Source organism: Teredinibacter franksiae (assembly GCF_014218805.1).
GTDB classification, from domain to species: domain Bacteria; phylum Pseudomonadota; class Gammaproteobacteria; order Pseudomonadales; family Cellvibrionaceae; genus Teredinibacter; species Teredinibacter franksiae.
In genome coordinates, this window is the sequence record NZ_JACJUV010000002.1 from 71,110 (window position 1) to 92,933 (window position 21,824).

Sequence of the window (21,824 nt, forward strand, 5' to 3'; positions counted from 1 at the left end):
AGTATTGAACGAAAAATAATGACATAAAATCGAAGGTGATTTATGAATAAGTTAAAGCTAATTTCAGCCATGACGTTGACAAGTCTGCTGGCGGCTTGTGGCGGGTCAGGTGATGCCGACCGCCAAACTCCAGATATTGATATTCCTACAGCCGAGCCTACGATTGCGCCTCCTGAATATCGTATTCCAACAACCCAAGCGCACATTCCATTTTTGGAAGACTTTAATGGTGCTTCTGATACCGCAGCTTTTTTCGACGCGGCGTATAAAGAGTTGGGTGGTGACTACCCAGGAGAAGATGAGTTCTTCTTTTCAACAGCAGGTGTTTTTGATTCTGAAGGTAATCTCGATCCAAGTGGTGGTAACTGGATTACAGCGGATAGCGATCAATCATTTCGCTTGGGTAATGCTCGTTTCAGCATGGCTCAAATTGCGCCTTTGGAAGGCGATGCTCGCACCAAAACTACAGTAGAGAACGAAACGATATTACGCGGAGAGATGGATCTGTCTCAGCCCTATCGCTTGTCGTTTTGTGTGGTAGACAGTTCGGGTGCAAGCTCTGGCTCTAGTGGATTCGAGTTATACGTAGATAACAACTCTTCCGGTAAATCAGCAGAGTCTATCCATGGTGCATCCTCTCGAGTGCTGAAGCTAAGTACTAATCAATTTATTGCAGGTAAGCGTGCAGAGATTAATATCCCTGGCGATACCATACTTGATGGTGCTGGTACCGTCGTCTCGACGGGTACTATTAACCCCGGCCTAGACACTTCGTTCTTACAGATACGTGTAAGTAGTGGCGGTTACATCGTTATTGACGATATGGTTATTGAGTATCAATCGGATACTTCATTGGGTGATGCGCAAACGGGCTGTGATACCAAAACAACTGATTATGCGACAGAGAACCCTTGGGTTGATGCCTTACCAACAGCTGAGCCTACCGTAGAACCTACCGTAGAGCCCACAATCCCTCCTGCTCCAACGCCTGAGGTTGATGTTTCCAGTGCTGTGTTTACTTCTTTCAATGGCAAGAAGCAGCCAACTGAGGTTGGTAGTATTAATACTGGTGCTAGCTTGGTTGAATTTGACGAAGGCAACGACAGTTTTCCCATTGCAGACTATTGGACGGCAGTAGAGGGAATAGGAACTCTGGATACAGAGGCTAACAAAGACATCAAAACTTATGCTGATTATGGCCCAATTGTTGAAGAGAGCTTCCCTAAAGCGTTTACTGTGGCCGCTCGTTTGGCCAACTTTAAGACCTTGGACAAAAGCTTTGAGATTGAAATGGCTTTCAGCGGTGACGATGGCAGCGGCAATGCGGCAAGAATTAAAATGATGCTGCGTGATGATCAAGTTCAATTTGATAAATTTGATTCGGCTACAAAACCAGCTTGGGATTTTCCTGAGGGCTTTGATGTAACAAAATACCACGACTATCAATTGCAAGTGAGAATGGAGTCGGTTCTATCAGGTTCAATTTGGTTGTACGTTGATGGAGAGTTGGTAATGACTGCTAGCTCCGCCAATATGAGTACAACAAGCGCTGACCGCAATGAGATTCGTATTGGTGAAAACAGTAGCTCTACATTCCATGCCTTGGTCGATTGGATCGTTTGGACCGGTAGTGATGGTTATTCTGCCGACGACCTAGTGGATAACTTGCCTGATGATGACTTGGGTGATACGTCCGGTTACGAGAGTGCTGCAGGTGGTACTCCAATTTCTTTTAATGTCTACAACGGTGTGTTAGCGCCTTTGAGTGATGACTCTATTACTCTGGATGATGGTACCAAAGCAAAATTCGAAGGTAGCAGTCAAGCCCCCGCTGATGCAGACTTCTTTACTGCCAATGATGATACCGATGGCACTGTGACCTTTAACTCCACCACTAATATCGCAGATAAAATGTATGCTAAGTACAATTTGGAGAAAGTAGACGCTGCAACCGGTTATCCGCGTTATCTTACTGCACTTATTCGTGCGAAAGGTGATGCTACTGACAAAACCATTGAGTTAGATATAGCCTTAGCGGATGCGGATAATGATGGTGCTCGAATCAAATCTATCCTTAACGGTAAAGATGGCGGCCTTCAACTTGAGAAGTGGGATGGCACTTTGAAGCCTGATGATTATTCGAAACCGTATGATGACTACCGTATTTATCAAGTAGCGATCACTTTAGACTCAGCCACCACGGGTAGCGTGAAGGTTTATCGTGACGGGGACGATACAGCTGTGATCGACGTTGCGACTGATCAGGACGCTACGACTCCTGTATCTCCAGCCTTTAAAACCGATTCGAGTGCCTATATCCGAATAGGTGATGGTGGTGGTAATGGCTATAACGGTGATTTGGATTGGGTAATTTGGTCTGATGAAGCTGCTTACAAGCCCAGCGACCTGAAAGGCAAATTGCCTAGCGGCTTAGGTGTTACTACCGGGTACTAATCGCTTCTAGAAACAAGCTCCTGGGCTCAACCGCGTGGGTTGGACCATTAGAACCGCTTCCTCACAAGGGAAGCGGTTTTTTTATGTACAGGATGTACGGAAGGGAATATAAAAAGGGAAAAAGGCGAATTCAGGAAAAAGAAAAGGAGGAAGAGAAAATAAATAGGACATCCAATAAAAAAATAAATAACGGGCTCTATTAATGTGTGCAACCATGACCCAAAGCCGCGAAACATTAATCTCTCTGGATTCAACGCCGTTTTACCATTGCTATGTACGCTGTGTTCGGCGTACATATTTGTGTGGTGACGATCATTCGACCGGTGAGAATTACGATCACCGCAAGCAGTGGATAGTATCGCGCTTGCGATTTTTGTCGTATGTGTATGCGGTAGATGTGTGCGCTTATGCGGTAATGAGTAATCATTACCATGTGGTGTTGCATGCGGATAAGGCTAGGGCGCAGGCATGGAGTAATAAAGACGTGGCCGAGCGCTGGATGCAGCTGTACAACGGTCACATGCTGGTGGATCGCTGGCTGGAAAACCCCGCTGCTATTGATGTTACTACGCAAGCGGCAGTGGATGACATTATCTAAAAGTGGCGTAAACGCTTATACGATATCAGCTGGTTTTACCCAAAGGGCACGCTGATGCGCGGCGTTAATGAAACCATAGCCCGCATGGCAAATAGCGAAGAGGGCTGTAAAGGCCGATTTTGGGAAGGGCGTTTTAAAAGTCAGGCTCTATTGGATGAAGCTGCATGGCCTATGTCGACCTCAACCCCATTCGGACTGCAATGGAAACGGATTTGATGGAGAGTGATTTTACCTCCATTCAGCAGCGTTTATTCGACTACGTAAAATACAAAAACACCCAATCCAAAAACGAGCAGCCGTTAAATACTCGTATTCAAAAGCAGCGTGAAATTAAAGCTGAAATGGGTTTGGATACCCTACCCGAAGCGCCGTTAATGCCCTTTGATGGTTCCTCCCATACCGATACTCACCATGCCTTACCCTTTACCCGTGAAGATTATTTTGAGTTGGTGGATACCACCGGGCGTATTCTGCGAGACGATAAACGCGGGGCTATTGCCAGCGAACTTCCGGCTATTGTGTCGCGGTTGGGTATTAATCCAAATAAATGGATCGACCACGTTCAAAACTTTGGGCGCCGTTACGGTTCCAGTGCCGGTTCGGTGGCGCGCATGGCCGATTATGCCCAGGTGTTTGAGCGTAATTGCGGCAAGGGTGTGGCGTGTTCGCAGGCTTTGTATTTAAGTACGGGTTAGTGTGTGTCTAAAAATAATTTGCCTTTATGCCTTTATGCCTTTATGCCATTAGAGCTAATAAGCCCTTGAGTTTATTGTTCTACCTTCTTAGCAATCATCACCGGCCCTTCATAAATGCCACCATCACCACCATGGTCGTACACCCGCACCTCCAAAACGTTATCTTCACGTAACAGCGAAGCGGGGAATTCGTATTGGCGTTCTATGCGGTAGTAGTGTGGGTCGGTGGTTTTGTCGGCGAATGTCAGGCTTCCTGTGCGGCCAATTAATTGGCCGTTGAGTTTTACTTCGTCGGTGTCGTCGATTTTTCCGAGGTATAAAACAAGTTCATCTTCAGCGCTAACCTTCAGCGCGCCGAATGATTTTTTGTAGTAACCCATACCGTTGTAATCGTTAAAACCCTGCGGCTCCCAATGTTGTGGTACTTGTACAATCTGATAGTCTTCACTTTCGTCTGTTCTAAACGCCCATTCGCCTTGAAGTTCTAACAGTGGGCGTGGCAGGTGCGAGGCGTAAACGGCGTGATCTTTACCGACTATGCCGCCGCCTTCTTGGGGGTCGTAAACACGTACCGCGATAACATTTTTACCGATGCGGGCTAGATTTTCGGGGATGGGGTATTCGCGCTTTAGGCTCCAAGCGCTTTCGTAGGTGGGCGGTAATCCACCGCCACCGCCTATTTTTACACCGTTGAAGTAGGCTTCATCGGCATCGTCGATAGTGCCTAGCGACACATAGAGTGGGCGTAGAAGATCTTTCTCGCTGAGGTTGACTTCATGCCGGTACCAGGCGAAGCCGTCGTAGTCTGAAAACCCTTGGTGCTCCCAATAACCGGGAACACCAATTGTTGCCCACTCCGAATCGTCAAATTCGAGCTCGCTCCACTCGGGTTGGTCACCAATGGCGAATTGCCAATAGCCTTCTAGGTCAGCCAAGCGCTGTGGTTCGGCCGATTTCGCTTTTTCTTCGTAGGCTTCGTTTTTTTGTAAACTGTTCCAGACAAAAAAGACACCCTGATTGTTCGATGCGTTGTATAGCGCGGCTGGAATAATAATACCAGCGCCGACAAGTGTGGCAATCAGGTTACGTTTAGCTCTATTGCTTTGCATAGCTTTGAGGGTTTTATTGGTTAGAGGTTACCGGTATAGGTGAAGATGTTATCTAATCATATTCAGGCAGAAGGTGAAACCGTAAAAGGGCAATTGTATATGTTGAGTTAAAGGCGCTGAAGTGCAGTGATTCGTGCGTACACAAGAGCGTATAAGCAGCCCTTATGTACGTATAAAAAAAGCAGTGGTGCTATAGCGCCGAGACGTCACTCTGCGAGACCACGCAGTTAGCGGTATTCCAACGTTCACCTATTTTAGTGGAACTGCCTTCGGATTTATCGACGCCGTTGTATTCAACACAAACCTGTGGAGACCCGGCAGAGTAATTTTCGATACTCAGGTGGGTAATGGTCGCTGTATCGTTATAGCCGGTGTTGCTGTTGATGCCGACAATACTGCCAATAGAACCCTCTATGCGTACGTCGTCGATAACTACGTGACGCGGCCCACCGTTATTGGTGCAGTTCCCGCAGGAACGATAGAGCTTGCCGTTTCTACCTTTGGCCGTGAAGTTGTTATTAATGGTCACGGTAGAGTTAATGTCATTGTGCTGGAAAATTTTGTCGGGGTTACCGCCCCAGCCACCATTGCCGTTAAATGCCCAGCCGCCAGAGATGGTCATAGTACTACCGGCTTTCATGGTTGCAGCATCTTCGCAGATATCTTCCCAGATCACATTTTCAAGTACGCAGTCGCCGGCGGTGCAGTGAATACCATCGGAGCCACCGCTAGCGACGAGAATTAAATGCTTAATGGTAGCGTTGTTCAGGGTAATTACCGGGGGTTGGGATTCGCTATCGCCGCTGCAACTCAAGCCAATGCGGGCACCGCCGCAATCGACGACTTCATTGCTAAAGGTTGCTCCAGCCACACAGTCTGAGTTGGGGGTTGGGTGTACCAGCCATGTCGGTGCGCTTGTGCCATCACAGTTAAGGGGCTCAATACCGCTGCCGTGCACATTCATATAATCAATGTTGGGTAGGCCGCCGGCTGTGGTGGCAGACAGGTCGATGGTGTTGTCGCCAGCGTCTAGTTGTAAAGTGACGGTATCCGTACTCCAGCTGTCCCACGCACCGGTTGCGATGAACTCAACGTTGCCGGTATCGGTGGCGCTTGTTGCTGTTGCGCTGTGATTCCCTGAGGCCGCCGCGTAGCGCCACTCCAGCGTGTAAGTATTGCGGCTAGGTACGGTTATACGCCATTGTGCAGAAGCGCCTGTGGCGTTGTTTGTATTCAAATAGCCACTGCCGGTATAGGCGCTATGCTCGTTTTCTACAGCGCCATCTACGCCGCAGTAACCAGGGTAATTCTCTTCTATTCGATAGCCTTCACTGGGCTCGGTCGTCGGTTCGGCGGTGGGCTGGGAGGTTGGTGCTGTAGTGGGGTTAATAACGACGAGCCCGCCATCATTATCGCCACCACAGGCCATAAGTGTAAGCGATATCAGTGTAATAGCCGTAAACTGAAGCGTGTTGTTCATAGCCGTTGCGTGCTCTTGTGGAATGTTAGTGTTGATTATCCCTTAATGGATTAAAGGGGCAACCCGTTTTCCGTTATCAGAAAGGCCATTTTAATATGGGTGACGTTGGAGGGTAGTGAGCGGCAAAAATGTTACAAATTTTGGAGGCTGCACCATGACTAATTTTTCAGACCCGCTGTTTCAAGCCGATCGTTTATCGCAGACCCATTGCGAAGCCTGCCGTGCGGATGCGCCGCCGCTGAGTCAGCATGAGTTGGAGGCTTTGCCGTCGCAGTTACCCCGCTGGACAATCATAGAGGATAGCGACGTTGCTCAGCTAAAGCAGGTATTTGCCTTCTCTAATTTTGTTCAGGCGTTGGCATTTGCTAATCGAGTAGGAGAGCTGGCGGAAGAGGAGGGTCATCACCCAGCACTTTTGGTGGAGTGGGGTCGGGTGACGGCGCGGTGGTGGACGCACAAAATTCGAGGTTTGCACAAAAACGACGTGATTATGGCAGCTAAAACCGACCACCTTTATGCTAATGAACCCATTTCTTAATTCCTACAGATTGTAAGTTTACACAAATTGGTAGCTATTTATTCCATAAGAAAAGTGTGATTAAAGGGGTTTATGCTGCACTGCAGCGCTATAATGACAGTATTGGCTTGGCATAGTTCTCATTGCTCGGGATGGAGTTGGGAATATGCGTATTATCGATATGAGTATCAGTACCAAACTCACACTGATTGCTTTGGCATCGGCGGCGGCGGCGATTTTGTGTGTGGTTATTGCGTTTGTACTTCAGGACTTGCGCCTTGTAAACCGTGTTAAAGACGAGCAAATAGCCACACGTAATGCGCTGATCGCGACGAACTTATCGGTTGCGCTGAACCAAAATAACCATCAGTCTGCCTTCGACCTACTCCGTGCTTCCAGCAGTGAGCATGGCATTCTCGCTGCCGCGGTTTTTTCGACTAACCATAAACTACTTATTACCTACAATCTGCCTGCACAGATAATTGAGCATATTAGCGTGCAAGCGCTGAGGGAATATGTTCAGCAGCAAGCGTTTGGGTTTGAGGTTAGTGTACATGAAATGACTGTGCCATTGGCCTCGGGTGAAAGTGCGCTTTTAGTCACGCTTGTTAGTCATTTAGATGTTCAGCAGCGAATTTGGTTTATGGCGGGGTACTCCGTTATGGCCATTGTATTGGCCCTATTTATTGCCTTTGGTATTTCGTGGTTGGTGCAGCAAATTGTGACCATTCCCGTGCGTCAGCTGAAGGATCTTTCACGCCGCGTTAAGGCAACAGGTAACTATGGCCTCCGTGCCAGTTTGGGTACCGGCGATGAGCTTGGTGAACTGGCTCAAGGGTTTAATGCCATGCTCGATCAAATTGCCCTACGCGATAAAAATCTCGAAAAACAGGTGCAGAGCCGAACCCGAGAATTGGAGGAGCTGGCTGAGGCTTTTCGTTATCGAGCATTGCACGACCCGCTGACTGGTTTGCCCAATCGCGCTTTGTTAACAGAAGCTTTTTATCGCGCGGTTGCACATGCAAAACGTTCAGGGAAATATTTTTCCCTGGTGCTGTTAGATGTCGACAATTTTAAAAATATGAATGACATTTATGGTCATGAATTTGGCGATGAGTTGTTAAAAGAAATTGGTAGACACATTCGTAGTGCGGTACGCGGGGAAGACCTCGTATGCCGTTTGGGTGGTGATGAATTTGTTATTTTAATGGGGGATATCAGCAGCGAAACAACCGTACAGGTAATTGGTGGTAATTTACTGCGAGACCTTAATGATGAACTAAAGCTGATGGGTAAACCTGTACCGGTGAGTGTGAGTATTGGGGTTAGTTTGTACCCGCAGCATGGGTATGATTTAAATGACTTGAAGCGCCGAGCCGATATTGCGATGTATTGCGCGAAAGAAAGTGGTAAAAATCGGTTAATGATTTTTCAAGATGACATGGAACTCGAAGCTCAGCACCGACTATTGGTGCAAGAACAATTAGAAGCGGGTATAGCTAACGGCGAGCTGGAGATACATTTTCAACCCCAGGTTAACGTTCGCACCAACAAAGTGGTTGCCGCAGAAGCCTTGGTACGTTGGCGAAAAGCCGAACATGAGCTGCTCTACCCAGCCGATTTCTTGGGTTATGCTGAAGAGCAGGGGTTGATTGGCAAAATAGACTGTTGTGTTGTCGAAATGGCGTGTAAACAAAGTGCGAAATGGTCGCAAAATTATGGTCGCAGGCTGCCTATTGCCGTTAATCTTTCGGGTGTGCATTTATACGGTGGTGCTATCATTCATTTTTTACGGGGCGTATTGGCCAAGTACAACATGAGCGGGTCTGATTTGATTGTGGAGTTACGCGAATCTATATTTAAAGCGCAAGAGGGTGTTGCTCTCGAAGTTGTAAAAAAAATTCGCGAGCTAGGCGTGCAAATTGCCATTGACGACTTTGGTGGAACCAGCGCATCGCTGCTTTTACTGCGGCAAATACCTGTGGATATTCTTAAGCTAGACAAAACCTTTGCCCGTTGCTTAAAACAGAAGGATCGGGATAGACGTTTGACCCGTGGAATAGTCGCGCTTGCTAAAGAATGCGGTGCGACTCTGGTAGTAGAGGGGGTTGAGAGTGAGTGGCAGGTGGAGCAAATGCAGGCACTGGGCTGCGAAGTATTCCAAGGCTACTGGCAATTGAAACCTTGTGAGGAAGAAAAATTTGATCTATGGTTGCAGTCCTTTGAGCGTGCGGCTTAAAGAATAAGAAACTAGCGGTGAGATTGGACGATGACAGATAGTAAGACGGATAAAGCGAGCGACAGCCTAGAGGCAGAAGCTAAGAAGAAGTCTGGCGAAAGTGAAGAGCGTTCCATGTGCCGCCATGGATTCCACGATTGGATGCCTATCGAAGACCAACCGGCCGATGATGCAGGTAAACCTGTTTCGATGCTCAAGTGCACTCGCTGCGGAAAAGAAAAATTGGATACGGCTGAATAGGCTTCAGCGCTCTGTTTAACGATAAATTTGGCCAGAACCTTCTGTTGCTGCAGTGCCCTGCCTCATTACACTCGATGACTGTTAGTTACACCGTTAAAGTTGCCTACGGCTGTTAGGCTTAAGTGCTGGGTAATTGGATAACACCAGGTTGCTTAATGGCCCGAAAACACATGGCTTATGGTTTGATAGCCTCGCCATCCAGTTTTGCTGCGCCATTTTCCATTGTAAGCCTACCGTCAGCGAACCAGCCAATTACGCAGGGGTAGAGTACATGCTCTTCCTTCAATACGCGTGCTGCGAGTTTATCGGCGGTATCGTTGTCCAGAATAGGAACGCGAGCCTGCTTAATGACCGGGCCGCCATCCAGTTCAGCTGTTACAAAATGAACAGATACACCGTGTTCGTTGTCGCCGGCATCGAGTGCGCGCTGGTGCGTGTTCAGCCCCTGATACTTGGGCAGTAGCGAGGGGTGAATGTTGAGCATACGCCCACGATAGTGGTTGGTAAATTCAGGCGTAAGGATGCGCATAAAGCCGGCGAGCACAACCAGGCCGGGGTTGTAGCCGTCGATAAGGTCGCGCAAAGATTTATCGAATGCCTCGCGGCTGTCAAATTGCTTGTGGTCAATAACGGCGGTTGCTATGCCGTTATTGACCGCTCGCTGCAGCCCTTGTACAGCGCTTTTGTTACTGATAACTGCTTTTATATCGATGTTGATACTGCCCAACCGTTGTTGGTCGATAATCGCCTGTAAATTACTGCCACTGCCGGAAATGAGCACCACTATGGGCGTTGGGGGTTGTTTTACCGACATTAAATATTTCTCAGTTCAACCTGCTCTTCACTTGGTTCGGCTGCGGCAATTTGACCAATGATAAAGGCCTGCTCGCCTTCGGCTTTCAGCTGTTCAATTGTTTTGTTAACGTCGGTTTCAGCTACACAGACCACCATGCCAACGCCGCAGTTAAACGTGCGGTACATCTCTGTAGCGTCAACATTGCCTTTTTCTTTCAGCCAAGCAAAAACATCTGGGAACTGCCAGCGGCTACATTCGATTACCGCTTTGCTGTTTTCGGGTAATACCCGTGGCAAATTTTCCGTGAGACCACCACCGGTAATATGGCACAGGGCATTTACGTTTACTTGCTTCATTAAGTTGAGTAATGGTTTTACATAAATACGAGTGGGCTCTAGCAGGGCTTCCGCCAGGGTTTTGGTGCCGAGTTTGGTGTTCAGGTCGGCGTTGCTTACTTCCAAAATTTTGCGGATCAGCGAATAGCCATTGGAGTGCGGTCCGCTGGAGGGTAAGGCAATTAATACATCGCCTGCGTTGACATTACTACCATCTAGAATTTTTGATTTTTCGACAATGCCAACACAGAAGCCAGCCAAGTCGTAATCGTCGCCTTCGTACATGCCGGGCATTTCGGCCGTTTCGCCGCCAACCAATGAGCAGCCAGACATTTCACAGCCGTTGCCTATACCTTCTACCACCTGCGCAGCGATATCGACGGAAAGCTTGCCAGTAGCATAATAGTCGAGGAAAAATAACGGTTCAGCACCGCCGACAATCAAGTCGTTAACGCACATAGCAACCAAATCGATACCAATCGTGTCATGTTTGTTTAGCTGCATGGCCAGCTTAAGCTTGGTGCCAACGCCATCGGTGCCGGATACCAAAACAGGTTCCTCATAGCCCTTGGGCAGTTCGAATAAAGCGCCAAATCCGCCGAGACCGGCCATTACCTCTGGCCGTTTGGTGCGTGCTGCAATAGATTTGATGCGTTCAACCAGGGCATTACCTGCGTCTATATCAACTCCAGCGTCTTTGTAGCTTAGGGAGGTAGGGGCGTTGCTTGAAGGTGGGGTGGTGTCTGTCATATCGATTTCGCTAAATCCGGTGGTACAGGCGGGAATTTAAAGGCGTGCATTCTAACAGCTTCACTCAGGCTTCGTCAGGGGGGCCAAGACTATTTTATCGGTGCTACGGCTGAGCTGGGAGGCTTATACTGCATGGTTTGGCTAGCTAATGGAGAAAAATGCGGCTGCACCGTGTGGGAAACCTAGTTGGAGGCTATCAGGCAGAAATTTTGTGTATTGGCCCCTATGGTTTTCACCACAAGTTGATACAATCGCAAATTGTATAAAAACATACGCACGAGACGGTAGGAGAATTCATTGACAAAGGTGTGGGCCAAAAAAACCGGTATTGTTCAGGTATGCTCCTTGGGGCGGCACGTTGCCATCATTTGGCTTGCCGTGGCGTTGGCGTTTCCCGCCTATAGTGCCCAAGATTTTTTTCAAGCGACAATTGCCGTAAGCAGTCAGTCCCCAAGTGTTCGTAAAGTAGCGGCCAAGAAGGCTTTTGCCGAGGTGATGGTTCGGCTGTCGGGTACCGAATTGGTGTTGGAAAACCCGCAAATTCACGCCGCCATGGGTAAGGCGATAAATTACGTTGAGCAGTTCCAGTACCACCCACAGGCCGATCCAAGTTTAGTGGCTGAGGGCCTGAAAGAGGAGATTTCTCTTACCTTCTCGCCCACAACCATTGAGCGCTTGTTACGTAAAAATGACCAGCCTTTCTGGCCGGTAAATCGCCCGTCTACCTTAATTTGGCTTGTTGAAGACAGTGTAGATTATGGCAAACAGTTTGTATCCAGTGAGCTGGCCCCAGAAGTGTTTGTGGGTATAGAAGCTGCTGCACAACGGCGTGGGCTGCCCCTGAGTTACCCGTTGCTGGACCTGCAAGACCAGACGAATCTCTCCGCTGAACAGTTGTGGCAGCTTGACGAGGAAGCGATATTGACCGCCTCCAGCCGCTATAGCGCCGATGTGATACTCGTAGGGCGTTATTCAGCGACTTCGCGAGGAGAGTTGCTGGCTACATGGCAGCTATTTCACCGGGGCGAAACCCGTGTTTACGACAGCCGCAACGATGCTTTAGATTTATTAGGTGCTATGGCGTTAGACCCACTCGCGGACTATTTGGGGCGCCGCTATGCGCTCATGCCCCGCGATGAATCTGCCGATGCGTTAGTATTACAGCTTAATGGTGTTGACACCTTTGCTCGTTACCGTAAGGCGCTAAGCTACCTCGAGGGCATAGCGGCAATCTCCGGTGTCGAGCTGGCCGGAGTACGGCAGGATACTTTGCTACTGTATTTGGATTCAGATGCGGACGTGGATAAGTTTAAAAGCGCTTTGGCAATAGATAGCCGATTGAGCGCTGAAGAATCAATAATGATGGCTGGCGAATTGCCGGTATGGCAGCAGCTGCCCCAAGGTACATTAGAAAACCCTTTACGCTACCGTTGGGTGCGTTAACCGATTAAGAGGTGTTATGTCTCCTGTTCAGCTAAGTCTCGGTGTTTCACTGCGCGACGATGCGACGTTCGACAATTATTTCACCGCAACAGAAAGTAATGACCAGGCCATTTTTGCCCTAAAAAAATTAGCGCAGGGCGCCGAGCAAAACCTGGTTGTCATTTGGGGGGCTCGCAGTGCGGGTTTAACCCATCTTGTTCAAGCGTTATGCCATCGGGCTGGTAATGCACAGCGCATAATTCAGTACTTTCCCATGGCGGATGTTCGCGGGTACGACTCTCAGGAGCTTTGCGAGGGACTGGAGGAAATGGATATCGTCTGTTTAGATGGTATTGAACATGTTTGCGGCAATAGGGCCTGGGAGCAGTCTTTATTTCACTTGTTTAATCGCCTGCGGGATGCCGGTAAATCACTTTTAATTTCGTCGCATGTCAGTCCACCGTCATTACCTATTTTGCTTCCCGATTTGAAATCACGTGTACTCGGTTGCGAGATTTATCACATTGAAAGTTTGACCGACGACGGTAAAAAAGATGCGTTGCGTATGCGCGCGGCAGCACGTGGAATGGAGTTGTCTGAAGAGGTTGCTAGCTTTATTCTCAACCGAGCATCGCGAGACACCGTAGAGCTTTTTCAGCTGCTGAACCGTTTGGATGATGCATCCTTGAGGGAGCAGCGAAAATTAACAATTCCTTTTGTCAAAGAGGTCCTGGGTTTATAAAGTTTTGGGGCTATAAATTAAGCCCCTCCTCAATTTAGATTGATGTCATAACACTATTGTTAATAGAGTGCCCTTAAGGTGCATAGCACTCTAAGCAGTGCGCCATGGTGGGCGGCTGCTCTCCGGCTTCAATGCTGACATTAAATGCTTGCGCCAATTTCATTAGGCTATTCAGTTGCCCTGTAATGGCGTTGTTCTCGTTAAGCGTTTTCAGAAGCATTAAATTTTGTAAAGGCCCGCTCAATGCACTGGTTTGTATACGCACGCTAACTTCGTCCATGAGTACACGCATAATTTCTTCCGATGCCGATAAAGGTTTTTCAATTACGGTGATTTGGTAATCGTCGAGGTTCTCGGTGCTGGCAACCGTATTAAAGAGGTCGTATAGGCTGCCAAGATTGTCAACCAGCCCCAAAGACTTTGCCGCTTCTCCTGTCCATACTCGCCCGCCGGCAATTTCATGCACGCTGGCGGGGTCGCTTTCTCGCGCTTCGGCAACAATGGTTAAAAAACGTGAGTACACATCGTTTACACCGCGTTGTATCAGATTTTTTGCTTTGCCCGAAAGTGGGCGCTCAATATGGTAAATGTCGGAAAGCGCCGTAGTGCCTACCCCGTCAGAATGAATACCCAAGCGTTCAATGCTGTCGGAAACATTGGGCAATAGCCCCCACACGCCAATTGAGCCGGTAATGGTGGCGGGCGTTGCCCAAATTTGTTTGGCTGGCGTGGCAATCCAATAGCCGCCGGAAGCGGCTACGCTACCCATAGAAATATACACAGGAAGGTTATCGTCGCCGGCCGCAACGATTTCATCGCGAATCATTTCAGAAGCAAAAGCACTGCCACCTCCGCTGTTAACACGTATAACCAAAGCTTTAAGTGATTTATCTTCTCTGGCTTGTTTGATCAGGGATATTAAGCTTTCGCCACCAATCATGCCCTTATCGCGATGCCCGTCTACAATTGTGCCGGTGGCGACAATTAGGCCAATAGCCGCTTTGTTGTTGGGCATGGAGAGGGTTGCGTTGCGATAGCGCTGGTAATCTACGGCTTTGAAATTCTCACCGTCTTCTTCTTTGCCTAGCAGTTCGACCAAGGCAAGATTGATGTCGGCGCGCGATCCTAGTTCATCCACCAGGCCAGCGGCTAAGGCTATGGAGGAAAGTGATTCAGCTTCAAGTGTAGGCTTTGTACCCAGGCTGCCAATGTAGTTGCTAACCAGTGTTTCGGGCTTATCGCGATTGCGCGCGATGGTGTTTGTGTAACGTTGCCAGAGTTCGTTGATCCAGCGCGCATTATGTTCACGCGATTCATCCGACATACCGTTACGCATATAAGGCTCAACAGCATCCTTATAATCGCCTACACGAAAAACGTGAAATTTAAGCGAGAGCTTATCCGAAAGTTGTTGGTAGTAGTTTCGGTACATGCCAAACCCGGTTAGTAACAGGTTACCCATATCGTTCATGTAGATTTTGTTGGCGTAGCTGGCGAGAAAATATTGTTGCTGCGAATAATTATCGGCAAAGGCGTATACGGGTTTTCCGCTTTCTTTGAAGTGTGTAATCGCTTGTCCTAATTCCTCCATTTTGGATAGACCGCCGCCAACAAATTGGTCGAGCTGAAATACCAGCGCGGTGATGCGTTTATCGTCCGCCGCTTGGCGAATAGTGTTGGTGAGTTCAAGTAAAGGTGTTTCAGCTACTCTGTCGTTAAAACCGAAAAGCATTTCACTGGGTGTTGGCTTGTAGGTGCGTTGGTCTACTAGATAGCCCTGTGGCGCAACAAGCAAAGCCGTTTCGTTGGGGATGCTTTTATCGGGAGCGGTAAAAACACTGGTTATAATGACGATAACGATCAGCAGGAAAATAAAATTAAATAAGAAAGTGCGCAGGCTTGTAACGCCTTGCCAAAAAAACTTCCAGGTCGCACCGATAAATTTAAACATTGGGGGTTCCTTTTTGTGATCGCTGTAACCAGCGGGCTGCGAGCATTGCCGATATGAATGTCGTTACGGTTAACCCTACAAATACAGCATCACTCCAGTTGCGGGTAGACATGAAAATACCGTCTACAGCCATAACAAAATAGATCAGCAGTAAAAAACATAGCCAGCTATAGCTGCGGTAATATTTTTTTGCTAGGCCAGGAAGAAGCAATAGAAGCGGCAGTGATTGTGCGGCCAATACTACCCAGTTGATGCCGCTGGTACGGGTAAAGTTCCAATACAAAAACAGTACAAATAGGGCCGCATAGCTTATGCCGGTTGCCCATAAACTGTAACGGGTTTTTTTTGCAAGGTGCGCGATGGGCTTAACAGCTTTTTCAGACATATAAGAAGAAAACGTCGTTAGGACAACTTGAGCGCCAGCTCGGCAATTCGTTTGCCAAGGGCTTTGCATAAATGCTGCTCGTCGCCGGTTATTGGGTGATTGTGGTGGCTACCGCTGTGGTGGCTGGCGCCGTATGGACTGCCGCCGCTTTTTGTTTCATGCAAAGCGTTTTCACTATAGGGCAGGCCGGCGATAAGCATACCGTGATGGAGCAGCGGCAGCATCATAGAGAGCAACGTCGACTCCTGTCCACCGTGCAGGGAGCCGGTGGAGGTAAAGACGGCTGCCGGCTTGCCAATAAGGTTGCCATTAAGCCAAGTGCTACCGGTATTGTCGATAAAATACTTTAGCGGGGCAGCCATATTACCAAAGCGCGTAGGGCTGCCTAAAATGAGCCCTGCACACTGATGAAGGTCTTCCTCGCTGCAGTACAGATCGCCTTGTTCGGGAATACTGGGCTGTGTTGCTTCACACACAGTAGATAGCGCAGGCACCGTTCGAATGCGGGCTTCTATGCCAGTGGCTTCTACGCCTCTAGCAATGAGTTGTGCCATTTCTTGCGTTGCGCCTTTGCGGCTGTAATAGAGTATGAGTATGTAAGACGCCATAATTATAATAATATGTTAACGTTCTCTGGAGGTCGGCCGAGTATGGCGTTATCGCCCTTCATAACAATGGGGCGCTCGATAAGTTTGGGATATTTCACCATAAACGCAATAAGCTGTTCATCATTAAGCGCTTTATTGGACAGTTTGTTTTCTTTGTAAGCATCTTCACCTTTGCGCAGTAATTCACGTGCGCCGATGCCGAGTTTGTTCAGAATACCGGTAAGTGCATCTGCACTTGGGGGGCTGTCCAAATAGAGCACAATTTCCGGTGTAATACCTGCCTCTTCGATGAGCGCGAGAGTTTGCCGGGATTTTGAACAGCGGGGGTTGTGGTAAATTTGCATATCAGCCATCAGGTGAGCACCTCAGGTTATAGAAGCGGCTATTCTAAACATTCACGGCTGTGCGCAACAAACTTATTGAGTTAATACTTATGAATCAGCCCCATGTAGCGCTTTTAAATCGCTTGAAAACACTTGCTCATTCGGTTGGGCACTTCTTTGGTGAACTCTACCGGGAGTTTATGGACAAGGGCTGTCAGAAGAGCGCGGCGGCATTAACTTATATGACCCTCTTCGCATTAGTGCCGTTAATGACGGTTACCTATGCCATGTTTTCGGTGATTCCAGCGTTCAATGGCGTTGCCGAACAGCTACAGAGTTTAATCTTTGCTCATCTTCTACCGGCTTCGGGTAATGATGTGGCCGACTATTTGGCCGATTTTTCGTCTCAAGCACGTAGCCTCACCACGGCGGGTGTGGCCATTTTGGTTGTCACGGCCTATTTGATGTTGCGTAATATTGAGACAACCTTCAATGCGATTTGGGGGGTGAAACAGGGGCGCAGTGGCTTATTTGGTTACCTGCTGTACTGGGCCATTTTAAGTATTGGCCCTCTGTTATTAGGGGCCGGGTTCGTACTGAGTACCTATCTTCTATCGTTGAACTTAGTTACGAGTGAGCTGGGTGATCTCGGTTTGGCTTCCGCCCTATTCGAATTGCTGCCTTGGTTAATGACCACAGTGGCATTCACTTTGCTATTTGTGGCAGTGCCAAATTGCCGGGTACCGTTTCGCTATGGGTTGATTGGCGGAATCGTTACAGCCATTTGTTTTGAATTACTCAAAAACTTGTTTGCCTGGCTGGTGGCCAATTCGAGTTTTAAATTGATTTATGGTGCCTTTGCTGTAGTGCCGCTGTTTCTGTTGTGGGTGAATTTTCTCTGGACCATTATCCTTGGCGGTGCCGTGTTGGTACGGACATTGGCCGAGCAAAGTTACTCCGCCCGAATTTTACGTTATTCCGACATGCTGGCCGTTTTACGGTGTTTGGCACTGTTTCGGGAGAAGGCTCGAACCGGCGATGTGGTGGGAGATAAGGATTGTGTGAAACTGGGCCTAGGGTTAGTGCATTGGTTACGATTGCGCTCGCTATTGGCTCAGAACCGCTGGATAGCGGTGACCGATGGCGGCGACTATGTGTTGAGCCGAGACCTAAAGCAAGCCAGCTTGTGGCAGGTGGCCGAGTTGGTGCGCTTGCCGGTAGATGAACAATTACCGGAAGATGAAGAGGGTATTCCAAACCCGGAGCCGTGGCTGCAAAGCTTTCTAAGCCGCCAAGCTCAAGTGGGCGCCAATGCAAGGCAAGTCTTTGGGCTATCTCTAGAGCAGATGTTTGCGGCAGGCGGCGCTGAGAGTGACGATTTAGGTGACAACGGTAAGGGCGGCGAGGGTGGCGGTTAATCCAAAGCGGCTGATCCCTGTATGTGGAGTGTGGCGGATGGTACCGCACATGGAAGTGGTATTCGCTTTCCTTTTTTTGATATTTGTTGAAGTGCTGGCTCAGTCGTTTTTCGTGACTATACTCAATGGAACACCATTGTAACCAGACCACTAAAAACGAGATTACATGGCCATACCACTGCTGATCTGTGACGACTCCAATATGGCGCGCAAACAGGTAGCTCGTTCCTTGCCGGAGGGCTGGGACGTTGATATAACCTTTGCTGGCAATGGCATGGAAGCTCTGGATGCCATTCGCGCGGGTAAGGGTGAAATGGTATTTCTAGACCTTACAATGCCGGAAATGGATGGCTACGGCGTGCTCGACATCGTCAAAAAAGAAGATCTGAATTGCGTAATAATCGTGATTTCTGGGGATATTCAGCCGGAAGCCATCGACCGAGTTAAGACGCTGGGTGCGCTAGAGTTCATTAAGAAACCTATCGATAAACAAAAGCTCAGCAGCGTGCTGGAAACTTTTGGGTTGCTGTAGCCCCAAGCCTCTTATTTCCCTACAATCCGTTCCTTTATCCGCGTCGTGCAGTTGCCGCTGAGCCGTTGTGGTCGATGCGTTTTAATCCTACATCTATGCTTTTGCCCGGTTCGCTTACCCGCTATACCGGTTAGCAACCCTTAAGGGAACCCATGAAACTTTCGTCATTTGGTCAACAGCTGTGCGGTGAATCTGGCATTGTGAGCTTAATGGAAGATTTGGGTACGGCGCTTAATGTTAACCCTGATATGTTATTTCTGGGGGGAGGCAACCCGGCAGCGGTGCCCGCTTTTGAGCAGCGAATTGCAGCACATATCCAGCGTGTAGCAGATGACCCGGCGCAGTTACACAAATTGCTGGGGGTCTACCAGTCACCACAGGGTAATGAAGAGTTTCTCGGCCTGCTAGCCACTTATTTACGTGAGCAGATGGGGTGGCCGGTGACCGAGGCCAATTTGGCTATTACCAACGGCAGTCAGTCGGCTTTTTTTCTGTTGTTTAATCTGTTGGCCGGTAAGTGTGATGATGGCAGTGTGCGTCAGATTTGCTTGCCAATGATGCCGGAGTATCTTGGTTACAGAGATCAATCCTTATTCGACGGTATGTTTCGCAGCTTTAAGCCTGCAATCGAATTGATTGGCGAGCATCGTTTTAAGTATCGGGTTGATTTTAAGGCTTTGACACTGGATAAATCTGTAGCGGCTCTGTGTGTTTCACGACCGACTAACCCCACGGGTAATGTGCTCACAGATGAGGAAATGCAGCACCTAGACGCCTTAAGCCTGGAGTGGGGCATTCCATTGATTGTCGACTGCGCCTATGGTGCTCCGTTCCCCGGCATTATCTATCAGGCCATTACCAGCGAATGGAAAGCTAACCAAATATACGTGTTAAGTTTGTCAAAGCTGGGGCTGCCCGGTGTTCGCACCGGTATTGTGGTGGCGGCTGAAGATGTTATTGAAAAGTTGGTACGTGCTAATACTATAGTGAGTTTGGCTAACGGTAACCTTGGCCCTGTGTTGGGGGCTCAATTGCTCAAGCATGATGACTTGAACCACATTTGCCAGCATGAATTGCTCCCTTATTATCAGCAAAAGCGAGCGCAGATGCTTGAGTTGCTGGCTGAACATCTTCAAGGCGTTGACTATCGTGTGCACGAATCCGAGGGCGCTTTTTTTGTTTGGTTATGGCTGCCAGAGCTTACTATTACGGCGCAAGAGCTTTATCAGCGATTGAAAGAGCGCAATGTACTGGTGATGGCCGGAGAGCATTTTTTCTTTGGTATAGACGAGCAATGGTCGCACCAGCGCGAATGTTTGAGGTTGAATTTTTGTCAGAGTAGAGCGGTAATGGATACTGCTTTGGGGATTCTTGCGGAGGAGTTAAGAGACCTTTAAAGGCTGCAAGTCGTTGAGCGCTGTGATTGAAACTATTTCACCCCATAGGCTTGCAGAATCCCCTCCTGTTGTAACCAGCTTACAACGCTGTCGACCAAGTTTGCTATGGGCTTGTGAATGTCGAGTTTCAACAGGTCGGTTTCGTCGATAGCGGGGTAGTCGAGTGTTTCAAATTGACTGTCAAGTAATGACAGGGGCATAAAGTGTTGCGAGCGGGCTTTCATGCGGCTATGAATGAGCTCGCGACTACCTTCGAGAAAGAGAAAACGTACCGTAGAACACCCCACTCTCAAAGCGTTGCGGTGGTCGCGGCGCAGCCCAGAAAATGCCAAGGCGCATGAACGGTTTTGTTGCGCCAGATATTCCAAGTGCTCGCGAATTTCCTTAACCCAAGGTTCACGCATACTATCGGTAAGAGGGTGGCCGCTGGCCATGTGTGCCTTGTTGGCGGCGCAGTGAAAATCATCGGCATCGAATGCCTGTAGCCCTATCGCCGATTCCAGCGTTGTTGCCAGTGTGGTTTTACCGCACCCGGATACGCCCATAACAACTAACGCCAGCGGTTTTCCCTTTAAGGTCGAAAAATCATACTTTTGGGTGGTGTTAATCATGGGGTGCTGCAAGCCGGTTAGTTGAAAAGTGGTATTTTAAATAGGTGGAATTAAGAGTGATAGCGCTATCATTTTTCTTGTGCTATCTTTTTTCTCGCTTCCCCACCCCGAGAGCGGGCAGTTTAGGGCCAAAATAATAAAAACACTAGATCTGGCGGTAATATTGGTGACCAAATAATGATAACTAGAAGGGTCACCCTGTCGGATGTAGCAAAACTGGCCTGTGTTAGCGCAATCACTGTGTCTCGCGTGATTAACCAGCCGGAGAAAGTCTCCGGGCCGGTGAAAGAAAAAGTTCACAGTGCCATCGAAAAGCTAGGCTATATACCGAATCGATCGGCTAGCGCGCTAGCCTCTGCCCGCTCCGGGGTCATTGGCGTTATTATTCCATCCTTATCGAACAACGTTTTTATCGAAGTGTTACGCGGTATCTACGAAATTGCCGGGCCTGCGGGTTATCAGGTATTGATGGCCGACTCCCACTATTCTCATCTCGAAGAAGAAAGCATGGTGCGAACCTTGTTGGGGCAGTCTCCAGAAGCCATGATCATAACCGGGGGCGGACAAACCGAATACACCAACAATATGCTCAGGTCGGCCGGTATTCCGGTTGTGCAATTGATGGAAATTTTGAATGAACCCATCGATATGAATGTTGGTATTTCTCATCGCCAGGCCGCTTACGATGTCGTTTCGCGACTCGTGGCATCCGGGTATAAGAAACTAGGGTTTGTTGGTGCTCGTATGGACCCCAGAGCGCAACAGCGGCTGAAGGGCTACCGTAAAGCCATGGAGAGCGCAGGGGTGTACCGGGGAGACTGGGTGATAACAACCCCAAAGCCATCGTCTATTGCTATGGGGGCCGAGTTGTTTACAAGCCTAATGGCTAAGTCTGCCGGTGAATGCAATGCTGTGTTTTGTGTGAACGACGATTTAGCGATGGGTGCTTTGTTTGAATGCCAGCGAATGCAGCTGGCGGTACCTGAAAGTATGGCTATTTGTGGTTTTAACGATACCGAGGCATCGGCGTTAATGAACCCTCCACTGACCAGTGTGAATGTGCCGCGGTACGACATGGGTGTAAAAGCCACTGAGATGGTATTACGAGCCATTAAAGGTGAGGCGCTCGACAATAAAGTCGTAGATTGTGGCTACCAGATAAAAATACGTGAATCTACCCAGCGCGCAATTTACTAGCAATTAAGCGGTAATTGTTTGTCGG

General features: G+C 48.6%; 19 protein-coding genes and 1 pseudogene. 11 read left to right on the forward strand and 9 right to left on the reverse strand.

Translation table 11 applies throughout. The annotated features are described in order from the left end of the window. The first annotated feature begins 42 nt into the window (after positions 1-42). On the forward strand, positions 43-2,454 hold the full coding sequence (locus tag H5336_RS18110; protein WP_185235877.1) for a hypothetical protein: 2,412 nt from the start codon (positions 43-45) through the stop codon (positions 2,452-2,454). 298 nt (positions 2,455-2,752) lie between these two features. After that, positions 2,753-3,747: pseudogene (locus H5336_RS18115) on the forward strand (transposase). Between the two features lie 71 nt (positions 3,748-3,818). On the opposite strand, the gene H5336_RS18120 reads toward H5336_RS18115, so the two are convergent. Next, the gene (locus tag H5336_RS18120) at positions 3,819-4,856 is read right to left on the reverse strand and encodes a glycoside hydrolase family 2 protein (RefSeq protein WP_185235878.1); all 1,038 of its coding nucleotides are present in this window, start codon (positions 4,854-4,856) and stop codon (positions 3,819-3,821) included. Positions 4,857-5,046: 190 nt separating this feature from the next. Next, entirely contained in the window at positions 5,047-6,336 is a 1,290-nt protein-coding gene (locus H5336_RS18125) for a pectate lyase (protein WP_185235879.1), read from the reverse strand. A 154-nt stretch (positions 6,337-6,490) separates the two neighbouring features. Here H5336_RS18125 and H5336_RS18130 point away from each other — a divergent pair, with 154 nt between their 5' ends. The 3 genes from H5336_RS18130 (at position 6,491) to H5336_RS18140 (ending at position 9,332) form a co-directional block, all read left to right on the forward strand. Further along, positions 6,491-6,874, forward strand: a complete 384-nt coding sequence (locus H5336_RS18130; RefSeq protein ID WP_185235880.1) for a 4a-hydroxytetrahydrobiopterin dehydratase — start codon at positions 6,491-6,493, stop codon at positions 6,872-6,874. Positions 6,875-7,019: 145 nt separating this feature from the next. Then, the gene (locus tag H5336_RS18135; protein ID WP_185235881.1) at positions 7,020-9,092 is read left to right on the forward strand and encodes a putative bifunctional diguanylate cyclase/phosphodiesterase; all 2,073 of its coding nucleotides are present in this window, start codon (positions 7,020-7,022) and stop codon (positions 9,090-9,092) included. A gap of 30 nt (positions 9,093-9,122) precedes the next feature. Then, positions 9,123-9,332, forward strand: coding sequence for an NADPH-dependent FMN reductase family protein (locus H5336_RS18140; RefSeq protein ID WP_185235882.1), 210 nt, complete (start codon positions 9,123-9,125; stop codon positions 9,330-9,332). Positions 9,333-9,507: 175 nt separating this feature from the next. Here H5336_RS18140 and purN read toward each other — a convergent pair whose 3' ends face one another. Further along, positions 9,508-10,146 carry a phosphoribosylglycinamide formyltransferase gene (purN, locus tag H5336_RS18145; protein ID WP_185235883.1) on the reverse strand — a complete coding sequence of 213 codons (639 nt, stop codon included), beginning with the start codon at positions 10,144-10,146 and terminating at the stop codon, positions 9,508-9,510. Next, the gene (purM, locus tag H5336_RS18150; protein ID WP_185235884.1) at positions 10,146-11,213 is read right to left on the reverse strand and encodes a phosphoribosylformylglycinamidine cyclo-ligase; all 1,068 of its coding nucleotides are present in this window, start codon (positions 11,211-11,213) and stop codon (positions 10,146-10,148) included. The genes purN and purM overlap by 1 nt, the downstream gene beginning before the upstream one ends. Before the next feature lie 306 nt (positions 11,214-11,519). Here purM and H5336_RS18155 point away from each other — a divergent pair, with 306 nt between their 5' ends. Both H5336_RS18155 and hda read left to right on the forward strand, forming a co-directional pair. Continuing rightward, on the forward strand, positions 11,520-12,656 hold the full coding sequence (locus tag H5336_RS18155) for a DUF2066 domain-containing protein (RefSeq protein WP_313557880.1): 1,137 nt from the start codon (positions 11,520-11,522) through the stop codon (positions 12,654-12,656). A gap of 16 nt (positions 12,657-12,672) precedes the next feature. Then, complete coding sequence (gene hda / locus H5336_RS18160) at positions 12,673-13,377, forward strand: DnaA regulatory inactivator Hda (RefSeq protein ID WP_185235886.1); 705 nt, start codon at positions 12,673-12,675, stop codon at positions 13,375-13,377. Between the two features lie 73 nt (positions 13,378-13,450). On the opposite strand, the gene sppA is transcribed toward hda, so the two are convergent. The 4 genes from sppA to arsC are packed head-to-tail and all read right to left on the reverse strand — an operon-like array spanning position 13,451 to position 16,674. Continuing rightward, positions 13,451-15,328 carry a signal peptide peptidase SppA gene (sppA, locus tag H5336_RS18165; protein WP_185235887.1) on the reverse strand — a complete coding sequence of 626 codons (1,878 nt, stop codon included), beginning with the start codon at positions 15,326-15,328 and terminating at the stop codon, positions 13,451-13,453. Then, a complete protein-coding gene (locus tag H5336_RS18170) occupies positions 15,321-15,713 on the reverse strand; it encodes a DUF2069 domain-containing protein (RefSeq protein ID WP_185235888.1) in 393 nt (130 codons plus the stop codon). Before H5336_RS18170 ends, sppA begins: the two co-directional genes overlap by 8 nt. A 17-nt stretch (positions 15,714-15,730) precedes the next feature. Continuing rightward, positions 15,731-16,321, reverse strand: a complete 591-nt coding sequence (gene wrbA, locus H5336_RS18175) for an NAD(P)H:quinone oxidoreductase (protein WP_221628221.1) — start codon at positions 16,319-16,321, stop codon at positions 15,731-15,733. 2 nt (positions 16,322-16,323) lie between these two features. Continuing rightward, entirely contained in the window at positions 16,324-16,674 is a 351-nt protein-coding gene (gene arsC, locus H5336_RS18180; protein WP_185235889.1) for an arsenate reductase (glutaredoxin), read from the reverse strand. Between the two features lie 80 nt (positions 16,675-16,754). On the opposite strand from arsC, the gene H5336_RS18185 reads away from it, so the two are divergent. The 3 genes from H5336_RS18185 to H5336_RS18195 all read left to right on the forward strand — a co-directional run bounded on the left by H5336_RS18185 (position 16,755) and on the right by H5336_RS18195 (position 19,991). Beyond that, positions 16,755-18,062, forward strand: coding sequence for a YihY family inner membrane protein (locus H5336_RS18185; protein WP_185235890.1), 1,308 nt, complete (start codon positions 16,755-16,757; stop codon positions 18,060-18,062). A gap of 166 nt (positions 18,063-18,228) precedes the next feature. Further along, positions 18,229-18,594, forward strand: a complete 366-nt coding sequence (locus H5336_RS18190) for a response regulator (protein ID WP_185235891.1) — start codon at positions 18,229-18,231, stop codon at positions 18,592-18,594. Between the two features lie 152 nt (positions 18,595-18,746). Next, positions 18,747-19,991 (forward strand): valine--pyruvate transaminase, encoded by a 1,245-nt coding sequence (locus tag H5336_RS18195; RefSeq protein ID WP_185235892.1) that lies wholly within the window; start codon positions 18,747-18,749, stop codon positions 19,989-19,991. 32 nt (positions 19,992-20,023) lie between these two features. On the opposite strand, the gene H5336_RS18200 is transcribed toward H5336_RS18195, so the two are convergent. Further along, on the reverse strand, positions 20,024-20,602 hold the full coding sequence (locus H5336_RS18200; protein ID WP_185235893.1) for a gluconokinase: 579 nt from the start codon (positions 20,600-20,602) through the stop codon (positions 20,024-20,026). A gap of 180 nt (positions 20,603-20,782) precedes the next feature. On the opposite strand from H5336_RS18200, the gene gntR reads away from it, so the two are divergent. Further along, the gene (gene gntR, locus H5336_RS18205; RefSeq protein WP_185235926.1) at positions 20,783-21,799 is read left to right on the forward strand and encodes an HTH-type transcriptional regulator GntR; all 1,017 of its coding nucleotides are present in this window, start codon (positions 20,783-20,785) and stop codon (positions 21,797-21,799) included. The last annotated feature ends 25 nt before the right edge of the window (positions 21,800-21,824 follow it).